Annotated in this window: 22 protein-coding genes; 15 read left to right on the forward strand and 7 right to left on the reverse strand. The window is 56.6% G+C overall.

Annotation, left to right across the window (positions count from 1 at the left end; genetic code table 11):
• Positions 1–64 precede the first annotated feature (64 nt).
• The 4 genes from AC2Q8J_RS09650 to pilG all read right to left on the reverse strand — a co-directional run bounded on the left by AC2Q8J_RS09650 (position 65) and on the right by pilG (position 3538).
• Complete coding sequence (locus AC2Q8J_RS09650; RefSeq protein WP_027873257.1) at positions 65–2092, reverse strand: methyl-accepting chemotaxis protein; 2028 nt, start codon at positions 2090–2092, stop codon at positions 65–67.
• 48 nt (positions 2093–2140) lie between these two features.
• Positions 2141–2683: a chemotaxis protein CheW gene (locus tag AC2Q8J_RS09655; protein WP_486451161.1), complete on the reverse strand. Its 543-nt coding sequence runs from the start codon at positions 2681–2683 to the stop codon at positions 2141–2143.
• Positions 2684–2697: 14 nt separating this feature from the next.
• The gene (locus AC2Q8J_RS09660; protein WP_204994777.1) at positions 2698–3060 is read right to left on the reverse strand and encodes a response regulator; all 363 of its coding nucleotides are present in this window, start codon (positions 3058–3060) and stop codon (positions 2698–2700) included.
• A 94-nt stretch (positions 3061–3154) separates the two neighbouring features.
• Positions 3155–3538 carry a twitching motility response regulator PilG gene (gene pilG, locus AC2Q8J_RS09665; protein ID WP_027873260.1) on the reverse strand — a complete coding sequence of 128 codons (384 nt, stop codon included), beginning with the start codon at positions 3536–3538 and terminating at the stop codon, positions 3155–3157.
• 362 nt (positions 3539–3900) lie between these two features.
• On the opposite strand from pilG, the gene gshB reads away from it, so the two are divergent.
• The 4 genes from gshB (at position 3901) to ruvX (ending at position 6871) form a co-directional block, all read left to right on the forward strand.
• A complete protein-coding gene (gene gshB / locus AC2Q8J_RS09670; RefSeq protein ID WP_288364085.1) occupies positions 3901–4863 on the forward strand; it encodes a glutathione synthase in 963 nt (320 codons plus the stop codon).
• A gap of 3 nt (positions 4864–4866) precedes the next feature.
• Positions 4867–5751, forward strand: coding sequence for an energy transducer TonB (locus tag AC2Q8J_RS09675; RefSeq protein ID WP_204994779.1), 885 nt, complete (start codon positions 4867–4869; stop codon positions 5749–5751).
• A gap of 68 nt (positions 5752–5819) precedes the next feature.
• Positions 5820–6389 (forward strand): YqgE/AlgH family protein, encoded by a 570-nt coding sequence (locus AC2Q8J_RS09680; RefSeq protein WP_204994780.1) that lies wholly within the window; start codon positions 5820–5822, stop codon positions 6387–6389.
• A 53-nt stretch (positions 6390–6442) separates the two neighbouring features.
• Complete coding sequence (ruvX, locus tag AC2Q8J_RS09685) at positions 6443–6871, forward strand: Holliday junction resolvase RuvX (protein ID WP_204994781.1); 429 nt, start codon at positions 6443–6445, stop codon at positions 6869–6871.
• Between the two features lie 11 nt (positions 6872–6882).
• Here the strand turns inward: ruvX and AC2Q8J_RS09690 are convergent, their stop codons facing one another.
• Both AC2Q8J_RS09690 and AC2Q8J_RS09695 read right to left on the reverse strand, forming a co-directional pair.
• A complete protein-coding gene (locus AC2Q8J_RS09690; protein WP_239547484.1) occupies positions 6883–8007 on the reverse strand; it encodes a PilT/PilU family type 4a pilus ATPase in 1125 nt (374 codons plus the stop codon).
• A 59-nt stretch (positions 8008–8066) separates the two neighbouring features.
• The gene (locus tag AC2Q8J_RS09695; RefSeq protein ID WP_027873266.1) at positions 8067–9101 is read right to left on the reverse strand and encodes a type IV pilus twitching motility protein PilT; all 1035 of its coding nucleotides are present in this window, start codon (positions 9099–9101) and stop codon (positions 8067–8069) included.
• Positions 9102–9212: 111 nt separating this feature from the next.
• Here AC2Q8J_RS09695 and AC2Q8J_RS09700 point away from each other — a divergent pair, with 111 nt between their 5' ends.
• From AC2Q8J_RS09700 to AC2Q8J_RS09745, 10 genes are all read left to right on the forward strand, one after another.
• Positions 9213–9971, forward strand: a complete 759-nt coding sequence (locus AC2Q8J_RS09700) for a YggS family pyridoxal phosphate-dependent enzyme (RefSeq protein ID WP_486451162.1) — start codon at positions 9213–9215, stop codon at positions 9969–9971.
• A gap of 194 nt (positions 9972–10165) precedes the next feature.
• Complete coding sequence (proC, locus tag AC2Q8J_RS09705; RefSeq protein WP_424142532.1) at positions 10166–10993, forward strand: pyrroline-5-carboxylate reductase; 828 nt, start codon at positions 10166–10168, stop codon at positions 10991–10993.
• Positions 10994–11001: 8 nt separating this feature from the next.
• On the forward strand, positions 11002–11589 hold the full coding sequence (locus AC2Q8J_RS09710) for a YggT family protein (protein WP_204994784.1): 588 nt from the start codon (positions 11002–11004) through the stop codon (positions 11587–11589).
• Positions 11590–11596: 7 nt separating this feature from the next.
• Positions 11597–11899 carry a DUF167 domain-containing protein gene (locus AC2Q8J_RS09715; RefSeq protein ID WP_286837402.1) on the forward strand — a complete coding sequence of 101 codons (303 nt, stop codon included), beginning with the start codon at positions 11597–11599 and terminating at the stop codon, positions 11897–11899.
• Between the two features lie 9 nt (positions 11900–11908).
• On the forward strand, positions 11909–13060 hold the full coding sequence (metX, locus tag AC2Q8J_RS09720) for a homoserine O-succinyltransferase MetX (protein ID WP_204994786.1): 1152 nt from the start codon (positions 11909–11911) through the stop codon (positions 13058–13060).
• On the forward strand, positions 13060–13650 hold the full coding sequence (gene metW / locus AC2Q8J_RS09725) for a methionine biosynthesis protein MetW (RefSeq protein WP_204995023.1): 591 nt from the start codon (positions 13060–13062) through the stop codon (positions 13648–13650). Before metX ends, metW begins: the two co-directional genes overlap by 1 nt.
• A 27-nt stretch (positions 13651–13677) precedes the next feature.
• Positions 13678–14148 carry a DUF4426 domain-containing protein gene (locus AC2Q8J_RS09730; RefSeq protein ID WP_286837404.1) on the forward strand — a complete coding sequence of 157 codons (471 nt, stop codon included), beginning with the start codon at positions 13678–13680 and terminating at the stop codon, positions 14146–14148.
• A 3-nt stretch (positions 14149–14151) separates the two neighbouring features.
• Complete coding sequence (rdgB, locus tag AC2Q8J_RS09735) at positions 14152–14751, forward strand: RdgB/HAM1 family non-canonical purine NTP pyrophosphatase (RefSeq protein ID WP_286837406.1); 600 nt, start codon at positions 14152–14154, stop codon at positions 14749–14751.
• A gap of 162 nt (positions 14752–14913) precedes the next feature.
• The gene (locus tag AC2Q8J_RS09740) at positions 14914–16563 is read left to right on the forward strand and encodes a TIGR03545 family protein (protein WP_486451163.1); all 1650 of its coding nucleotides are present in this window, start codon (positions 14914–14916) and stop codon (positions 16561–16563) included.
• Positions 16564–16672: 109 nt separating this feature from the next.
• Positions 16673–17011, forward strand: a complete 339-nt coding sequence (locus AC2Q8J_RS09745) for a HopJ type III effector protein (RefSeq protein WP_286695203.1) — start codon at positions 16673–16675, stop codon at positions 17009–17011.
• Here AC2Q8J_RS09745 and AC2Q8J_RS09750 read toward each other — a convergent pair whose 3' ends face one another.
• Positions 17012–18046, reverse strand: a complete 1035-nt coding sequence (locus AC2Q8J_RS09750; RefSeq protein WP_486451164.1) for an AraC family transcriptional regulator — start codon at positions 18044–18046, stop codon at positions 17012–17014.
• Between the two features lie 102 nt (positions 18047–18148).
• Between AC2Q8J_RS09750 and AC2Q8J_RS09755 the strand changes: the two genes are divergently transcribed.
• Positions 18149–19318 carry an alkane 1-monooxygenase gene (locus tag AC2Q8J_RS09755; protein ID WP_486451165.1) on the forward strand — a complete coding sequence of 390 codons (1170 nt, stop codon included), beginning with the start codon at positions 18149–18151 and terminating at the stop codon, positions 19316–19318.
• Positions 19319–19324 lie beyond the last annotated feature (6 nt).

A 19324-nucleotide genomic window follows, 5' to 3' on the forward strand; every position in this document is an offset into this window, starting at 1 on the left:
ATCCGTCAGCCTTTGTTCCTATTTTTCACCGACAGCCCCTGTCGGCCAGCGCTCAGGGCTTATGCTATTGGTTCGGCAAGGTGAAACCGGCCACCGAGCTGCGCAGGTCGTCGGTCATGGTGGCCAACTCCCCAATCGAATTCGCTGTTTCGGTACTACCCGCTGAGGTTTGCGAAGTAATTTCTTGAATGATCTTCATCGTTGACGAGATTTGCCCCGCCGACTTCGCCTGATCGGCCGCTGCGTTTGAGATCGTTTCGATCAATTCCGCCAATTCCTGAGATACCGTTTCGATCTCTGTTAGTGCGGCACCCGCGTCCTGAGCAAGGCGTGCCCCCCGGACCACTTCCGAGGTGGTTTGCTCCATGGAAATAACCGCTTCATTGGTGTCGGACTGAATCGTTTTTACCAGGGCCTCAATCTGCTTTGTCGCACCCGACGAGCGTTCAGCAAGACGCTGAACTTCATCCGCGACCACCGCAAAACCACGACCCGCATCACCGGCCATCGAGGCTTGAATAGCAGCATTCAGCGCCAGGATATTGGTCTGATCGGCAATATCGTTGATCAGCGAGACGATGTCACCGATCTCCTGCGTCGACTCACCCAGTCGCTTGATACGCTTGGATGTCTCTTGAATCTGCTCACGGATATTGTCCATGCCTTTTATCGTGTTCTGTACGACTTCAGCACCGGTATTAGCGATCGCTACCGAGCGCTGGGCAACCGCAGCAGATTCACGGGCATTGCTGGATACTTTATCGATCGTTACCGCCATTTCGGTGATGGCCGCCGAGGCACCGGCAATTTCGCGGGCCTGACTCTCTGAGGCCTCGGCCAAATTCAGCGCGGTGGCCTGTGACCCCTGGGCCGCGAGCGACACCTCCTGCGCGGTTTCGTTAATCTGCGAAACCAAGACCCGCAACTGGTCGATGGTGTAGTTAATCGAGTCGGCAATCGCACCGGTGAAGTCCTCGGTCACCGTTGCCGACGTTGTCAAATCACCGTCGGCCAAATCAGCCAATTCATCAAGCAGGCGCAAGATTGCCGTTTGGTTTCGCTCGTTGGTTTCCGCCGTTGCCCGCAAACGCTGCTGCGCAGTGCGGATGGAGTTCATACCCAATAAGCCAAGTGCAATAACAACGACGCCCACAAAGCCAATCGCGGTAACCACCGACAGTGGGCGCTCTTCATCAAGCCGGCTAATGCGACTGGAAAGGTTACTGGTGACCTGCATAATCTCCGGAACATTTACGACAATCACGCCTGCCGCTTCTGCCGACTTCAGTAGCTCCGGAGACACTTGGAAAATTTCGTCCACCGAACCACTAATCATCTGAAAGTCCTGCCCGACCCGCATCAGCAGGTTGCGCGCATTTTTGTCGGCAACCGGGGCCACGCCGATCGCCTTATTGCCCGCCAGCATGCCGCGCAGTACCGTACCAAATTCATTGGCGTCGACCGTAAACTGCTCGGCTGCCGCGGTGGCCGCATCGGTGCCTTCCAACATGCGGTCTACGTTGCGCGCAATCCGCTCCAGTAGCAGGGACTGGCGCTGAGCAATGGCCACTTGGTTCGCCGAGGCATCGCTTTTGAGCATAATGCCTACAACTTTGTTGTAGGCATCTTGAAGTTGGGGGATGAGTTGGTTGAGGTTTGCAGCGACCTCGTAGAGAAAAACGATGCGCTCGCGGTTGCTAACAATGGTTTCTGCAGCACTGTCTACCTGTGCCCACAAGCGATTGAGCTGAGCAATGTCGCCGCCGAGCATGTCCGCCGGCGAGGGCAGGTCTTTGCTCCCCTCCACCAGTTCGCGACGCACCGCACCAAAATTCCGCTGCGCCCTGGCAAGCGTATCAAAGGAGGCGGTGTCACCCAGCGCGGCCTCGCGCGACGCATTGGCCAGCTGCTGCGCATAGAGACGCATTTCACCCGTCAACTCCAAGTAGCGCTGATCGTAGCCGGCATCGCGCAGTATCACATAGGTGTTAAAGCCTGCCCCGATAAACCCAACCAGCATCAATGCGACAATAACACTGGCCGCACGCCCCGTTTTTAGCTTAGCGGCATCGCCTTTTCTTGCTGCTTTCATTTGCCCCGACTCCAGGATATTTCCATGTTTTTCTTGTCGTTGTCGCGCCTATACGGCGACGTCGTAGAAGTCTCTGACTTCCATCAGTTTTAGTGGTCTGAATAGCGCCCATTCCCGGCTGCCCTGCCGATAAACACCGTCGCTGAAGCGCTGCATTGGCGGCAAAATACTGCCGAGCTCTTCACTGAATGCATCCGCGTGAAAATGCTGCATACCGAAAACGTCATCCACGACCAGGCCGGTATAGATCTCGCCGCGCTCAAGCACCAATACGCGGCGCTGACCACTGGCCGTTGCGGATGTGTCATCAAGGAATTGTGCGAGATCCAGCAGCGGCAACAGACGTCCCCGCACATTGGCAACGCCTTTGATCCAGCTTTTCACACCCGGAAGCCGAGTTGCCGCAGGCTCGCTGAGGACTTCAACAATTTCGCCCATAGGCACCACACAGTACTGGGAACCAATAGCGAAACCGATACCGCTCCACAGGGATTCTTGGCTGTCGGTTTGTTCGACAACGTCGCCGTCGGCACGGCGACTGCGACGGGCCAGCTCACTTAGATAACGAAAGGCGCTCTGCGCTTCGGTCATGGTGACGGGCTACCTTAATTCAGAACTGACTCAATGGTTTTGATCAACAGCTTGCCGTCTACCGGCTTAGTCAGGTAGCCCTTCGCCCCCTGACGCTGCCCCCAGAGGCGATCCGTTTCTTGATCTTTCGTGGTAACAATAATCACCGGTACGCTGCTGGTATCAGGGTCCCGGCTGAGCTGACGTGTTGCCTGAAAGCCATTGAGGCCCGGCATCACTATATCCATCAGTACAACGTCGGGGTTTTCCGCTCGCACCAGCTCAATGCCCCGCTCGCCACTCTCTGCAGTAATCACGTCGTAGCCGTTTTTACTGAGAATTTGGCGAATCTTCACAATTTCTGTGGGCGAATCATCAACGATCAATACACGTGGCATTACATCCCTCTCGCAGTAGCACCCCTGTTTTGTAGATTCAGGGGTTTATAGCAGGCCTTTCTGTGCGGCCCTTTTATGTGGTTTATATTTATTATCAGTTTGATACGTGTGCCTGAATGGCATCGAGTAATTCATTCTTACTGAAGGGCTTGGTCAGATACTGATCCGACCCAACGATACGGCCTTTCGCTTTGTCGAACAAGCCGTCCTTACTTGAGAGCATGATCACCGGCGTCGACTTAAACTCGCTGTTGTTCTTGATCAAGGCACAGGTTTGGTAACCATCGAGCCGAGGCATCATGATATCGACAAAAATAATATCGGGCTTGGTATCGGCGATTTTTGCCAGCGCATCAAAGCCATCTATTGCCGTCACCACGGTGCAGCCCGCCTTGGCGAGCAAAGTCTCCGTCGTTCTGCGAATGGTTTTACTGTCATCGATGATCATGACCTTCAGGTCAGAAAAATTGGCTTCCATAAACTCACAACCTTATTCTGTGCCAATCCGATAGCGTCGCGACGGTGCGTCGCAACCTATTTTCAGAGCGAAATTTTTACCACGGAATGCTCGCACCCGCCATCATCTTATTATGTAAAAGCGCCCACTGGCAGGCGGCTTTACCGCAACACCAATTGCCGTAAGCACGGGGAATACGGTATTTTAGTTGAGCGATGAGAGCATGCTCCACAAAAGAGCATAGCGCGTTTACCCGTAGATAGCGCCTCCCTCATGAAGGCCCCTACCCAAATACCTCGCCATCATCGCAAGGCCTTCGGGTTGCGTCCCCATATTCATTAAGGGTTTGGGAGCTGTCTCACATATTTGCCACAGGTGATTAAATGACGATTCGCTTAGGCGTGGTCATGGACCCGATCGAACAGGTCAACTACAAAAAAGACTCCACTCTCGCCATGCTGTGGGCCGCCGACGAGCGCGGCTGGCATATCGATTACATGACGCTGAGCGACCTGTATATCACCGCAGGGGCTGCGCGCGCGCAGGTGCGCAAGATCACCCCATTCAAAAACCCCGACAACTTTTATCAGCTCGACGACGCCCAAGACATCGACCTTGGAGAACTTGACGTCATTTTGATGCGCAAGGACCCCCCATTCGATAACGAGTTTCTCTACGCCACTCACATACTGGAACTGGCCGAACGCCAGGGCGCCATGGTGGTGAACCGCCCCCAATCACTGCGTGATTGCAACGAAAAGCTGTTCGCACTGCAATTCCCCCAGTGCACACCGACCCAGCTGGTCAGCCGTGACCCCGCCCGCTTGCGCGCCTTCCACCGCGAACACGGCGACGTCGTCATGAAGCCACTCGACGGTATGGGCGGCAGCTCTATCTTTCGCCTGCGCCCCGACGATGCCAACGTTTCAGTGATCATTGAAACCCTCACGAACCACGGCCGCACCATGACCATGGCACAGCGCTACCTCCCCGAAATTAAAGAGGGAGATAAGCGCATCTTGCTGGTCGACGGCGAGGTGGTCGATTACTGCCTGGCGCGGATTCCCGCCGCCGGAGAGAGCCGCGGTAATTTGGCAGCAGGTGGCAGTGGGCGGGCACAGCCGCTCAGCGAACGCGACCGCTGGATAGCCGCCCAGGTCGCTCCGGTAGCACGCGAAAAGGGTCTTCTTTTTGTCGGCCTGGACGTTATTGGCGACTCGCTGACGGAAATCAATGTCACCAGCCCTACCTGCATCCGCGAAATCGATGCGCAGTTTGGCACCGACATTGCCGGCCAGCTCATGGATGCAATTTCGAATAAACTGGCAGCCAAACGGGCCCGGTAATCCATGGCCGTCGCCTTCCCTATTCACGAAGAGCGTTCGGACTCGCCCGAGCGCCTCGGCTTTATTTTCTGTTTCGCAGCGGCGCTGCACGCAGCACTTATTTTGGGCATCAGCTTTTCTGCGCTGAGCAGTGATCCAAAACTCCCCAGCCTCGAGGTCACGCTCGCGCAATATCAAAGCGAAAATGCGCCGGAAAAGGCCGACTATATTGCCCAGCACGACCAATTAGGCAGCGGCAGCCTGAAGGACAAAGCAGAGCTTAGCAGCCGGATAGATAGCGCCTTTCACGATAATAGCGCGCCACCTGAACACGTTTTCAAACAAGCGAAGGCCCAGCAGGCCAGTGAAAATCGCGCCATTCTCCACAGTCGCAACGCCAGTGCGCAGCACATCACTACGGACCAAAACGCCGATAAGCGCCAGCCGCAGCCTCTCAATGGCGATGACGATATGACCGAGCTGAGCGAGAACATCGCGGCGCTCGAAGCCCAACTTGACCACCTAAACCAGGCCTATGCCAGCATGCCCAGGCCGAAATTTATCACCTCCGTCGCAACCCGAGGCTCACCCGACGCCTTGTATCTGGACCGCTGGGAGTCACATGTTGAGCATATTGGAAACCTGCACTACCCGGAAAGCGCCCGAAAACAAGGCCTGACTGGCGAGCTACGCATGCTGCTTATGCTTTTCCCTGACGGCCGTATCGATGAGGTGAGAATTATGCGTAGCTCTGGCCACCCGGAGCTCGACAAGGCGGCGAACCGAATCGTCAGACTTGCGGCCCCCTACGAAGCCATTCCCAAAGATGTGCTCGATGGCAAAAATCGCCTGGGCATCGTTCGCACCTGGCGCTTCGAGCGCAACAGTCTGCGCGCGAACAGCCGCTAGCGCTTGAGATTGGCAAAAATTACCCCATACTAAAACTTACTGCGCTAACTGCTTGCCTCGGAGCTGTTATGGCTGAGCCCACCTTTTCGTCAATGCAGGATCACTTCCTTGTCGCCCTTCCCAACCTCGGCGAAGGCATTTTTGCCCATAGCCTGGTGTATCTCTGCGAGCACGACGAGAATGGCGCTATGGGCTTAATCGTCAACCGGCCGCTGGATATGGATGTTGAGGAAATTCTGGCCCAGCTCGACTTTGACGAACCCGGGCAACACCGCAAACAGCCCGTCTTTGCCGGCGGTCCCGTTCATACAGACCGCGGTTTTGTTTTGCATCGCCGCGACAAACAGCGCTGGGATGCCAGCCTTGAAATCAGCCCCAAACTGGCGCTTACCACCTCACTGGACATCCTCGACGCTATCGCACGTGGCAGCGGCCCCGCTGACACACTCATTGCCCTTGGCTATGCTGGCTGGGCGCCCGGCCAATTAGAGGAAGAGCTCGCCGACAATGCCTGGCTGTCACTACCCGCTGACGATAAAGTTATTTTCGATACGCCTGCCGATCAACGTGTCGATGCTGCACTGGCGAAACTCGGCATTAATTTCGCCCAGCTCGGCTCCGATAGCGGCCACGCCTGAAGAAGGCCCTTCGCTGCGCTACAATGCCGCCTCCCCAATAGAAAACTACCCTTATGAGTGCAGCACAACGTTATCTCGCCTTTGACTATGGACTCCGCTGGATTGGTTGCGCCGTGGGCCAAAGCCTCACCGGCAGCGCGTCAGCACTGAAGTCGCTGCGCGCCAAAGATGGCATTCCGCAATGGCATGAAATTGAGGCGCTACTGAAAGAATGGCAACCGCAAACCGTGGTCGTCGGGCTACCGTTAAATATGGATGGTAGCGAGTCAGAAATGTGTCAGCGCGCGCGAAAGTTCGGCAACCGCATTCACGGTCGTTTTGGCGTTGCAGTCGACTTTGCTGACGAACGACTGTCCAGCTTCGAAGCCAAAGGGGAGCTGATTGAGCAGGCAGGCAATCAGGCTTTCAAAGACCGCGGCGTCGACGGACTCAGTGCTGCGATCATCTTGGAAAGCTGGATGCGGGAGCAGGGGCAAAATTAGCCCCCTGCAATCTAGCGGCGGCCAATGCCGCCCGGGGTGTCCTTTTCCACCTCTTGCATCGTCAAGTTACCCGCCGCACTGTGCATCTGGTCAACGTCGTTGTCGGCGCCCAGCTTGATCAGCAGCCGCAGATCGTTCGCCGAATCCGCGTGAGCGATGGCATCCTGGTAAGTAATTTCACCCGCCACGTAAAGGTCGTACAAGGCTTGATCAAAGGTTTGCATCCCCTGCTCGGTGGACTGGCGCATCAGGTCTTTCAACGCGGCCACTTCGCCCTTGCGAATCAAATCCGCGGCCAGGGGTGTATTAAGCAGTATTTCCACACAAGCGCGGCGGCTCTGACCATCGCGGGTCGGCAGCAGCTGTTGCGCCACCATCGCCCGCAGGTTCAATGACAAATCCATCCATAGCTGACTGTGACGCTCAGGGGGGAAGAAATGCAAGATTCGGTCGAGTGCCTGGTTGGCGTTGTTGGCGTGCAGGGTGCAGAGACACAAATGCCCGGTTTCAGCAAAGGTGATGGCGTGCTCCATGGTTTCCCGCGAGCGCACCTCACCGATCATGATGACATCCGGTGCCTGGCGCAGCATATTCTTCAGCGCCACTTCAAAGGACTCCGTATCAATGCCCACCTCGCGCTGAGTAACGATACAACCACGGTGCTGATGCACAAATTCGATGGGGTCTTCCACGGTGATAATGTGGCCGCGCGAGTTTTCGTTGCGGTGACCGATCATCGAGGCCAGCGACGTTGATTTACCCGTTCCCGTCGCACCGACAAAGATAATTAGCCCGCGCTTGGTCATCGCCAGATCCTTGATCGTATCCGGCAGCCCAAGCTCATCGGTGGTGGGAATGCGCGTTTCAATTCGGCGCAACACCATCCCCACCAGATTACGCTGATAAAAGGCACTGACACGGAAGCGACCAATGCCCCGCGAACTGATGGCGAAGTTACACTCTCTATCGCGAACAAACTCGCGGCGCTGTTGCTCATTCATCACGCCCAGCACAACTTCCCGAGCCTGCTCGGGGCTCAGGGCATTACTGCTCATGGGAATCAGCTGGCCATTGAGCTTCACCGAAGGTGGCACCCCTGCCGAAATAAATAAGTCTGAAGCGCCTTTTTCCTGCATGATGCGCAGCAGCTTCTCGATTTCCACCCTACTCTCCTCGGCGCTCGCGCCCTCTTATTCTAAAAATTCTCGGGGAAGCGCGCTTTTAATTTAGCCGCATCGCGCGTGACCTGCCGCTTGGACAGCAGCTCTTTCAGGCATTGATCCATCGTCTGCATACCAACATTCGCCCCAGACTGGATGGCTGAATACATTTGCGCGACTTTGTCTTCACGAATCAAATTACGAATGGCGGGCGTGCCAATCATAATCTCATGGGCAGCAACCCGTCCGCCCTCCGGTTTCTTCAGCAGTGTTTGCGAGATAACCGCCTGCAGCGATTCGGAGAGCATGGAGCGCACCATAGACTTCTCTTCCCCTGGGAATACGTCGACAACCCGGTCAATGGTTTTTGCCGCAGAGGTGGTGTGCAGGGTCCCGAATACCAGGTGCCCGGTTTCAGCGGCCGTCAGTGCCAAACGAATGGTTTCCAAATCGCGCAGCTCCCCCACCAGGATGATATCGGGGTCTTCACGCAGCGCCGAGCGCAGTGCCTCGTTAAAGCCGTGTGTGTCGCGGTGCACCTCGCGCTGGTTCACCAGGCATTTCTTCGACTCGTGTACAAATTCTATGGGGTCTTCAATAGTTAGAATATGGTCAAACTTGTTGTCGTTGATATAGTCGATCATCGCCGCGAGTGTCGTCGACTTACCCGAACCCGTGGGGCCCGTCACCAACACCAGCCCGCGCGGCAACATGGATACGTCCTGAAAGACCTTGCCCATACCCAGGTCTTCAAGGGTCAGCACCTTCGACGGAATTGTCCGAAATACCGCGCCAGCACCGCGGTTGTGGTTAAAGGCATTTACCCTGAAGCGGGCAACACCGGGCACCTCAAAGGAGAAGTCGGTTTCGAGGAATTCTTCGTAGTCACGCCGCTGGCGGTCGTTCATAATCTCGTAAATCAAGCTGTGAACTTCGCGGTGCTCCATGGGCGGCACATTGATGCGCCGCACATCGCCATCGACACGAATCATCGGCGGCAGGCCGGCAGACAAGTGTAAATCCGAGGCATTTTGCTTGGCGCTAAACGCCAGCAACTCTGTAATATCCATGATTCTCCTTAGTTACAGCAATAGTTACAGCAATGGGCAGGCTGCCGCTCTCTATTATTATGCGTAGTAGGATAATGCGTTACCGCAGCGCGCCAACACAATGCTTTTATTATGGCAGCACCCTATCAACCACAACGCGACGTGGAGCAAAAAATAGCGATGACTCACTCCCAGGCACTGTCTTCAAATATAGCATCCCTGCGAGCGCACATTGCTCAATGTGCCGCTGATGCGCGGCGCAATCCAGCAGAAATTACCCTGCTAGCGGTAAGCAAAACCCGCAATGCCGACGAAGTTGCCGACGCAGTGGCCAACGGCCTGGATAATATCGGCGAAAACTATCTGCAAGAGGCCAGGGAAAAACAACAAGCACTGAGCCACCTCGATATCTGCTGGCACTTCATTGGCCCGATACAATCCAATAAAACCCGCGAGATCGCCGAACATTTCTCTTGGGTGCACAGTGTTGACCGACTCAAGATCGCCCGTCGACTCAGCGATCAGCGGCCAGCATCACTAGCCCCGCTGAATATTTGCTTGCAGGTCAACATTAGTGAGGAAACCACAAAGTCGGGGGTATTACCCAGCGACGCACTGGATCTCGCCCGAGGCGTCGCTGCACTGCCGGGGCTCAGACTCCGCGGCCTCATGGCCATCCCCGCCGCCAGCACCGACCTTGCCGAGCAGCGGCAAGCGTTTGCGCAACTTCGGCAACTTCGCGATCAAATCGCATCAGCGCTACCCGGGCTCACCCTCGACACGCTGTCGATGGGGATGTCCGGTGATATTGACGCCGCCATTCTCGAGGGCTCTACTCTGCTGCGCGTCGGCACCGCCATCTTTGGCCCGCGAACACCCGCCACGAATTAGGGCGCGCCCACATTCATCACGCAACCGACGTTGTCTGAAATGGCTTAAGGACGTAAGCCGGGCTGAAAGTCAGCGCCAGCAGCGATAATTTAGTGAGTGTAAACAGCCCCTAACTTCAGCCCCCATTTGCAGCCTGATATACTCGCTGGCCTATTCGCCTTGCCAGCGCGGCAAGATAGCACCGGAGGTTCTCGTTGAGCACAGCAACAATCGGATTCATTGGCGGCGGCAATATGGCTGCCAGCATTATCGGCGGACTGCTCGCCAGTGGCATCGACGCTGAGAATATTCGCGCGGGCGACCCCAACGCCGACAGTCTGTCCAAGCTGTCAGCGCTGGGCAATATTCAAACCAGCCAAGACAACCACGCGATCATTCCCGGTTGTGATGTGATCGTTATGGCAGTCAAACCGCAACTTATGAAAACCGTTGCCGGCGAAATCAGCGCACTGGTACAGCAACATCGCCCGATGGTCATCAGTATTGCAGCAGGCATCACCAGCGACAGCCTAAACCGTTGGCTTGGCGGCGATTTAGCAATCGTGCGCTGCATGCCCAACACCCCCGCGCTACTTCGCTGCGGCGCAACAGGGCTCTATGCCAATGATGCCGTCTCCGAGCAACAGCGCCAGTTGGCAGAAAAAATTATGCAGGCCACGGGCCTGGCGCTCTGGGTAGACAGCGAAGCGGATCTGGACGCCGTTACCGCGGTGTCTGGCAGTGGCCCGGCCTACTTCTTCCTGTTGATGGAAGCGATGCAAGCCAGCGGTGAAAAGCTGGGACTAAGCAGCGAGCTAGCCGCCAAGCTCAGCCAGCAAACGGCCCTTGGTGCCGCCAGAATGGCACTGGAGGGCGATGTGGATGTCGCCGAGCTACGCCGCCGCGTCACCTCACCAAAGGGCACGACTGAGCGCGCGATCACTATTTTTGAAGACGGCGGCTTTCGCCAACTCGTCGACGCCGCACTCAGCGGTGCGGCCTTGCGGGCCGAAGAACTGGGCCGAGAGCTCGAAGGGGAATAAAACCAGCCATGTCAGCATTCAATGATATTTCCTATTTACTGCTTAACACGCTTATCAGCCTGACCCTGCTGGTCTTTATGCTGCGGTTAATTTTGCAGCTGGTGCGGGCCGACTTTTACAACCCGATCTCTCAGGCCATTGTGAAACTCAGCAACCCGCTAGTGCTGCCCCTGCGCCGTTTACTGCCGCCGCTGGGCCGCATCGACAGCGCATCGTTGTTACTCGCCTTTGCGGTGCAGGCAATAGGCATTACGCTGCTGTGCAAAATTCTGTTCGGCGTATTCCCAAACCCTGCGCAAATTCTGCTCTGGTCAGTCATTGGCCTGTGCGCGATGGTTCTTAACCTGTATTTCTTCGCCATCATCGGCAGCATTATCCTTAGCTGGGTGGCTCAGGGTAGCTACAACCCCGGCGCGCAATTGCTCTACCAAATCACCGAGCCGGTCATGGCGCCGTTTCGCAAGTTAATACCACCACTCGGCGGACTCGACCTTTCGCCAATACTGGTGTTTCTGAGTATTAATGTTTTGGAAGTTCTGCTCCGCCATATGGGGGCGTCCGTCGGCCTTCATCCCGCACTGGTAATGGGTTTGTAGCAGCCCAGTGGCAGACTTTTATTCCTGGCAGGACGATACGCTGATATTGCGCTGCCACGTGCAGCCGGGGGCCAGTCGCGAAGAGTTTGCCGGGCATCATGGCGAGCGCCTGAAGGTGCGATTGCGGGCAGCGGCGGTAGACGGCAAAGCCAATCGGGCACTTTGCGCCTTTCTCGCGTCCCAATTCGGGGTAAAAAAAGCCCAGGTCAGCCTGTCGTCAGGCGCGCAAAGTCGACAAAAAACCCTTAGAATTCAAACACCCGGCAAGCTGCCGGAAAATTTGCACATCACCGCCGTTAACAAGGGGTAATTCAGGAAGGTGACACACCAGCCAGAGCAACAAGACAGCGTCGGCATCGTCACGCCACAGACCCTGCATTTTGATCAGCCACTGGCGCTCTCCTGTGGTCGCAGCCTGCCCGAACACGATATCGTTTTTGAAACCTACGGCGAGCTAAATGCCGCGCGCAGCAATGCCATTCTGATCTGCCACGCACTCAGCGGCCACCATCACGCCGCGGGGCGACACCACCCCGATGAGCGCAAGCCCGGCTGGTGGGACAGCTGCATTGGGCCTGGAAAGCCGATCGACACCAATGTGTTCTTCGTGCTCAGCATTAACAATATCGGCGGCTGCCACGGCTCTACCGGCCCCACCTCCACCAACCCGGAAACCGGAAAGCCCTGGGGGCCGGACTTCCCGCCGTTACGCTGTCGCGACTGGGTGGAGAGCCAACGCCTGATGATGGCGCACTTTGGCATTGAGCAATGGGCCGCCATTATCGGTGGCAGTCTCGGCGGTATGCAGGCGATGCGCTGGGCACTGGAGTACCCCGATGCCATGCGCCACTGCGTCGTGATCGCCTCGGCAATGAAGCTGTCGGCGCAGAATATCGCCTTCAACGAGATCGCTCGCAATGCCATTTGCTCCGACCCCAACTTTCACCAGGGCCGCTATCTAGAGCACGACACGCTGCCCCGCCAGGGCCTGGCACTGGCCAGAATGATCGGCCACGTTACCTATTTGTCCGACGACGGCATGAAGGAAAAATTCGGCCGCGACCTCAAGGCCGGAGACCTGAAACTCGGCTCCCAAGGGCCCGTGGAGTTCCAGGTAGAAAGCTACCTGCGCCATCAGGGTTCGCGCTTTGCCGAAAGCTTCGACGCCAACACCTATTTATTGATGACGAAGGCTCTGGACTACTACGACTTGGCCCGCGAGTACGACGACGATCCAGTCGCGGCATTCAGCCACGCCAAGTGCCGATTTATGGTGATGTCATTTACCTCGGATTGGCGCTTTGCCCCGGACCGGTCGCGAGAAATCGTCGATGCCTTAGTCGCGGCGGGCAAATCCGTTAGCTACGCAGAAATTGAGGCGAATCACGGACACGATGCGTTTTTGATTCCCATCCCGCGCTATATGGCGGTATTCAACGCCTACATGAAACGTGTAGCGGAGGGCCTGTGATGCGCTTTGACCTGACCCTGATCCAGCCCTGGATCAAGCCCGGCGCCCGGGTTCTCGACCTGGGCTGCGGCGACGGCACACTACTCAAAACCCTGGCTGAAGAGAAGCAAGTTTCCGGCTTGGGCCTGGAAATCGACCCCGATAATATTACCGAAGCGCTGAGCAAGGGCGTGGATGTTATCGAGCACGACCTCAACACCGGCCTGGGGAATTTTCGCGACGACAGCTTCGATGTTGTGGTGATGACGCTGGCCCTGCAAACGCTGCGGTATCCGCACCTCGTTATCGACGAAATGCTGCGGGTCGGCCGCGAGTGTATCGTCACTTTCCCGAACTTTGGCCACTGGCGCAGCCGTTGGCACCTCACGGGCCGCGGACGAATGCCGGTGAGTAAGTTTTTACCCTACACGTGGTACGACACGCCCAATATCCACTTTTGTACCGTGCGCGACTTTGAAGCCCTGTGCGAAGAAAAATTCATCCGCATTCTCAACAGCAGCGTAGTCAGCGGAGACAACACGCAAGGGGCCCTCGCCCAGCGCTTTCCCAATGTGCTCGGGGTGACGGCGGTCTACCATATTAGTAAATAAACCACTGCAAACGGCAAGGAAATGAACATGAGCGCAGCCCGCCAACTCGTAATGCTGATGATTGTAGGCCTGTGTGCATGGCCCAGCCTCGCCCAAGACCCCGCCGCGCCGGTGTCGCCGCCCACATCGCAAACCTTCGGCGCTGACACCGTTTACTTCAATGTTCTCAACACCGGTTTTCTCACCCCTGAGGTTGCCCGAAGCTATGGCATTACGCGCGGCAAGGACAAATTCCTCGTCAATGTATCGGTTCGACATGCCAGCGATGGCACAAGCGAGCCTATCCGGGCCACAGTCAGTGGCAGCAGCTCAGACCTGATACACCGAACGCCGCTGAACTTTAGAGAAGTCATCGAGCAGGATGCTATTTATTACATCGCCGAGCTGTCCATTGATGGCAAACAGGAAACCCGCGATTTCCGCCTGCGCGTGAACACCGCCACTCGCCCTCAGCCCTACGATATTCAGTTCAATAAAACCCTGCATATAGAGAATTAAGGCATGACCTTAAAAATTGTCGTCGCAACAGGCAACGCTGGCAAACTCGCCGAATTCAGCCAGCTTTTGGGTGAGCGTTTTTCAATGATCAGCCAGCGCGACCTGCAGGTTGAAGAGGCTGAGGAAAACGGCCTAAGCTTTGTTGAGAATGCCCTGATTAAAGCGCGCAATGCCGCCCTGCAAACCGGCCTGCCAGCACTGGCAGATGACTCCGGGCTGTGCGTCGACGCGCTGGGCGGCGCGCCCGGTATCTATTCCGCCCGCTATGCCGGTGCCGGCGCGAAAGACGCCGACAACAATGCCAAGCTGCTGCGCGATCTGGCTGACATCCGCCAACGCAAAGCCCACTTCCACTGCGCGCTGGTATTTGTTCGCCACCCGGAAGACCCCGCCCCGATCATTTGCGAGGGCCGCTGGCTGGGCGAGGTTGTGGATACACCACGAGGCGAAAACGGCTTTGGCTACGACCCCCATTTTTTTATCCCCGCGCTAAACAAGTGCGCGGCGGAGTTGCCCCCCGAGCAAAAAAACCGCCTCAGTCACCGCGGCCTCGCCGTTTCTCAGCTGGTGAAGCGCCTGCCCACCGAATTCGGCGGCAGCTAAGCAGCCCCCCGCCACATTGGCTGACCGCCACGCCCGCGAACCGGCGGCTATCTCCGCGTCACAATTGAGCAAAATGGCGGTTTCGAGGTCACAAGGGAATCGCTATGCTGTCACCACTACTGGGTAAACACCTGCCCGCACCACAATAAGGAGTGTAAGCGCATGATGAAATGGATACTGCGCGGCCTATTACTATTGGTCGTTATTATCGTCGCCACAGTGGCCTTTGCACTGGAACCTATCGCCAAGTGGGCGATAGAGAGCGAAGGCAGCAAAGCCGTCGGCGCCAAAGTCAATGTCGACGACGTTGATATCCAGCTCTATCCGACCCATTTCGCCCTGTACGGATTGACCGTCGCCAACCCCAATGAACCGATGAGCAACCTGCTGGAAAGCGAGAAGGTGTCGGCCGACGTCGACAGCACGGCGCTGATCAAGCGTCAGTTTATCGCCGATCAGGTCTTATTGTCCGGGTTGCAGATGGCCACCGAACGCAGCACGCCGGGCACCCTCGACGGCAGTATGCCGCCCGCCATGCCCAAAGAAGAAGGCGGATTGCCCAGCATTGAGCTGCCCGACGCCAATGCCATTATGGCCGAAGAGCAGGCAATTATTCAGGCCGAGGTGGAGGAGATCGAAAACGGCTTCAAAACCCTGGAGGAAAAGTGGCAAGAGAAATCAAAGACGCTTCCTCAACAGGAGCGCCTCGACGAATTTAAAGCGCGCTGGGAGGCACTGAAAGAGAAGAACACCTTTGAGCGCATTGCCGGTGCCAAACAGCTGCGCGATGACATCAAAGACGAGCTCAAACAATTCAAAGGGCTGAATAAGGAAATTTCCGCCGACGTGGATACCGCCAAAGCCTTAAGTTCACGCGCAGCCCGGCTGCCCGCTGCACAGTCGCAGCGCATTATGAGCAAGTATGGCGTAGACCAAGGCACCGACGGCATGTTGCGCTTCCTGCTGGGTGACGATGCGACAAAGTTCGTGCAGCGCGGCCTAACGCTTTATAAGCAAACGATGGGCGAGCTCGCCGCGAAGGAATCCTCTGCGCCCAGCGAGCCCGCCGGCAGCAGCGAACTGCCCGTCAGCATACTGATTCGCGAAGTGCTGATCGACGGCTACCAGATGGTTGGCGAGCAAAAGCTGGCTTACAACGGAAAAATTGAAGACATAACCGACAAGCTTGAAAAGCCCATTGCCATGAAACTGCAAGGCGGTGTTGAGGAGCAGGCGCAATTGCTCATCGACGGTCTGTTTAAGCAGCAAAATGATGCCATGAGCGCCAACGTAAGCATGACCCTCAAGCAGCTGCTGCTGTCAGGTATCGCGCTCTCACAAAGCCCGCAGCTGCCGCTCCAGCTCGAGCAGGGGTTGGCCGATATTGCCGCGAACTTCTCTCTCAATGGCGACGATCTTAGCGGCTCGGTAAAAGGCCTGGTCAACCAAGCTAAAATTCTCGTGGCCAGTGCGGGCGGCGAAAACCCAACCGCGCAACGCCTGGCTCGCGCGCTGGAGGGTGTCAGCAAGCTGGTGATGGACATGCGCGTGAATGGCAGCGTCGACGACCCCATCGTTAATCTCAAGTCCAACCTTGACAGCATTTTGGGCGACGTTCTGGGTGAAGAGTTGAAGGGCCAACTGAAAGAGCTGGAGGCCTCGCTAAAGTCTGATATTCAAAACAAATACGGCAGCGAGCTCAACCAACTGCAAGAAAAGCGCGAATTGTTGGCCAGTTACAAAGACCTGCTCGGCGACCGCGAAGCGGCAATGGAAGCCTTGATGCAGGAACTGGCGCGCAAAATGCTGTAGCCCTGTGTCATGCTGTAGCCCTACGTCGACCCGGGCCTGCCTTGCACTGACTCATCGAGGCAGGCCCGCTATACTTCCCGCCCCCGTTTAGCCATATTTCGGAACCCCCATGAACAAAGACACTTTGCTCGCGGCCCTGGAGGCCGGCAGCGCCCAATTTACTGATGTTATCGAGTATATCGACACGAACTTCGACTTTACGCCCACGGCTTTTCGCAACGGCGATACGCACAATGCCGCCAACAGCAATAATGGTTCCTGCAAAATTTTTGCCTTTGCCCTGCGCGAAGGGCTGAGCGAGCAGGCCACACTTCAGGCTTTCGGCGACTATTATCGCATCGATGTACTTCAGCACCCCGACGGCGATGATCACGCCAATATCCGCAACTTTATGCGCAGCGGCTGGACCGGCATCGCCTTTGAGGGCGAAGCGCTCACCGCCAAGTAGTCAGTAAGGCTGCAGCCCCCGTCGGTAGGCGCCCGGGCTACGCCCGGTCCAGCGACGAAAGGCGTGGCAGAAATTCGCCGTTTCACTGTAACCAAGGCGCTCAGCAATGGCTTCCAGGCTGAGTGCCGGATCGGCTAAGCACTGTTCGGCCAGCTCCCGGCGCACATCTTCTTGAAGCTGGCGAAAACTGTGGCCCTCATCGCGCAGTTGGCGCCGCAATGTGCGCTCGGAAACACCCAAACGGCGGCACACCACTTTGATCCCCGCAAAATGGCTCTCGGCAATCAATTGACGCAAGCGAATCTCGAAGGGCCGCTCACCATGCTGCTGAGCAATCAGGTCCCGGCATTGGCGCACACAGGCGGACCAGGTAATCGGGTTTGCCTGAGGCAGGGGTTTCAGTAATTCCTCGCGATGAATGTGGGCGCGAGTATGCTCCGCCGCCCACTGAATCTGCACGCCGGCCATTCGCTCCAATTCCGCCGCGTAGTCTGGCCTCGGCAAACTGATCTCCACATCAATGACCGGCAATCGTCGACCTGCCGCTTCCGCGGCAATAATCAAAGTGATCACCAAATCACGCTCAATAACGAAGTTTCTCACCGGACCGGCCGGGTAATCAGCATGCACCTCAACCGTGGCAATGTCGCCATCAAGCTTCAGCTCCAGGCCCGCGAAACTGTGGGTGAGCTCGATAAACTCGTGAGCCACTTCAAAGGCCTGTATTAAATTTTCGCTGCTGGTCAGCGCCAAGCCCCACACACCAAAGGCGCCGTAGTGGTAGCGCAGGCCAACACGAAACGCCAGGTCGGCACGCGGGTTGCTGGCCAGCACATGCTCGATAAAGGCGATTTCCTGCTCCCGACGTATCAACGCGCCGGGCGTTTCCAAAAAGTCCCGAGTCAGGTGAGTGGCGACCAATACGGCATCGGTATCCAGTGCCAGCTCATCGAGCGCCTGGCACAACACGAGTAGTCCCAGCGCGGGGCGCAGCGCATGGTAGTTTGCCGACTCATAATTGTTATTTTTATCCATGATGGCCGAAATTAACAATAATAGAGGTCAGTCGCAACATGGGCAGCTCTAACAAGGCGGACTAAGCTGGGCGAAGATAATAACAAGGCGGAGACCTATCTCATGGCAAACACCACATCTTTCGTGTCGATTACCGACCTTACACAACGCCTGCGCTGGCTGTGGCTGGTCAACGCGGCCGTGATGCCCTGGGTATTACTAATTGGCATTATCCCCGCGGAGCTCACCGGCAACGTCGCGTGGCTGATGATCGGCTATCCGCTGTTTTACATCGGCGTCCCCCTGCTCGACCGCTTACTCGGCCAAGATCCGAATAACCATGCAGAAGAGGACGTTCCAGCACTGGAGGCCGACGGCTATTTCAAAGCCGCATTGTTCTGTGCACTCGGCGGCTCTATCGCTGCGCTCTGCGCCGGTATCTATTATGCGTGGTGGGCCGATCTGTCGATCTGGGGTTTGGCAGCACTGTCCGTTTCCTGCATGGGCTTTGGCGGCGGCCTGCTCAATCTGGGCCACGAACTCGGCCACAAGCGCAATCGCAGCGATCGCTGGGCGGCCAGCCTAGCCTTGGGTATCGCCGCGCTGCCGCACTTCAATGTTGAACACAATCGCGGTCACCACCGCTATGTCGCGACACCTGACGATCCGGCCTCATCAAAAATGGGCGAAACTTTCTACCAATTTATTCTCAGGGAGCAGCCTTTAACCTGGTACCGTGGCTGGAAGCTGGAAGCGGAGCGCCTGGCTAAGAAAGGCAAGTCCGTTTTGTCACTGGAAAATGAAATCCTACCCGGCGTGATCATCGGCCTCAGCTTTTTCACGGCGATAGGCCTGCTGTTTGGCCCTGTGATTCTTGGCTTTGCTCTGTTCAGTGCATGGTTGGGACATATGAACCTATCACTGGCCAACTACATTGAGCACTATGGTTTGCTGCGCGGCAAAGACAGCAGCGGCCGCTATGAGCCCCCTCGCCCACAGCATTCCTGGAATCAAAATGCGCTGGTATCAAACCTGTTTACCTTCCAGCTGCAGCGCCACTCTGACCACCATGCACACCCCAGCCGCTCCTACCAATGCCTCCGCCACTTCGACGACGTGCCTCAGCTGCCATGGGGCTATTACGAAATGTTCTTGCTCGCATATATTCCACCACTGTGGTTCAAAGTGATGGATAAACGCGTTATTGAATGGGCTGGCGGTGACCTGGAAAAGATCAATGTGCTGCCAGGCAAACGCGAAAACTACGCTAAGAAATTAGCGTTCGCCGCGTAACCGCCT

The sequence above is a fragment of the Spongiibacter sp. C9W genome (genome assembly GCF_057370015.1).

What these genes read in the sequence shown, in the direction of transcription:
- AC2Q8J_RS09650 (WP_027873257.1), bottom strand. Translation starts at nt 2,092, where the DNA reads ATGAAAGCAGCAAGAAAAGGCGATGCCGCTAAGCTAAAAACGGGGCGT.
- AC2Q8J_RS09655 (WP_486451161.1), bottom strand. Translation starts at nt 2,683, where the DNA reads ATGACCGAAGCGCAGAGCGCCTTTCGTTATCTAAGTGAGCTGGCCCGT.
- AC2Q8J_RS09660 (WP_204994777.1), bottom strand. Translation starts at nt 3,060, where the DNA reads ATGCCACGTGTATTGATCGTTGATGATTCGCCCACAGAAATTGTGAAG.
- pilG (WP_027873260.1), bottom strand. Translation starts at nt 3,538, where the DNA reads ATGGAAGCCAATTTTTCTGACCTGAAGGTCATGATCATCGATGACAGT.
- gshB (WP_288364085.1), top strand. Translation starts at nt 3,901, where the DNA reads ATGACGATTCGCTTAGGCGTGGTCATGGACCCGATCGAACAGGTCAAC.
- AC2Q8J_RS09675 (WP_204994779.1), top strand. Translation starts at nt 4,867, where the DNA reads ATGGCCGTCGCCTTCCCTATTCACGAAGAGCGTTCGGACTCGCCCGAG.
- AC2Q8J_RS09680 (WP_204994780.1), top strand. Translation starts at nt 5,820, where the DNA reads ATGGCTGAGCCCACCTTTTCGTCAATGCAGGATCACTTCCTTGTCGCC.
- ruvX (WP_204994781.1), top strand. Translation starts at nt 6,443, where the DNA reads ATGAGTGCAGCACAACGTTATCTCGCCTTTGACTATGGACTCCGCTGG.
- AC2Q8J_RS09690 (WP_239547484.1), bottom strand. Translation starts at nt 8,007, where the DNA reads ATGCAGGAAAAAGGCGCTTCAGACTTATTTATTTCGGCAGGGGTGCCA.
- AC2Q8J_RS09695 (WP_027873266.1), bottom strand. Translation starts at nt 9,101, where the DNA reads ATGGATATTACAGAGTTGCTGGCGTTTAGCGCCAAGCAAAATGCCTCG.
- AC2Q8J_RS09700 (WP_486451162.1), top strand. Translation starts at nt 9,213, where the DNA reads ATGGCAGCACCCTATCAACCACAACGCGACGTGGAGCAAAAAATAGCG.
- AC2Q8J_RS09710 (WP_204994784.1), top strand. Translation starts at nt 11,002, where the DNA reads ATGTCAGCATTCAATGATATTTCCTATTTACTGCTTAACACGCTTATC.
- metW (WP_204995023.1), top strand. Translation starts at nt 13,060, where the DNA reads ATGCGCTTTGACCTGACCCTGATCCAGCCCTGGATCAAGCCCGGCGCC.
- AC2Q8J_RS09730 (WP_286837404.1), top strand. Translation starts at nt 13,678, where the DNA reads ATGAGCGCAGCCCGCCAACTCGTAATGCTGATGATTGTAGGCCTGTGT.
- rdgB (WP_286837406.1), top strand. Translation starts at nt 14,152, where the DNA reads ATGACCTTAAAAATTGTCGTCGCAACAGGCAACGCTGGCAAACTCGCC.
- AC2Q8J_RS09740 (WP_486451163.1), top strand. Translation starts at nt 14,914, where the DNA reads ATGATGAAATGGATACTGCGCGGCCTATTACTATTGGTCGTTATTATC.
- AC2Q8J_RS09745 (WP_286695203.1), top strand. Translation starts at nt 16,673, where the DNA reads ATGAACAAAGACACTTTGCTCGCGGCCCTGGAGGCCGGCAGCGCCCAA.
- AC2Q8J_RS09750 (WP_486451164.1), bottom strand. Translation starts at nt 18,046, where the DNA reads ATGGATAAAAATAACAATTATGAGTCGGCAAACTACCATGCGCTGCGC.
- AC2Q8J_RS09755 (WP_486451165.1), top strand. Translation starts at nt 18,149, where the DNA reads ATGGCAAACACCACATCTTTCGTGTCGATTACCGACCTTACACAACGC.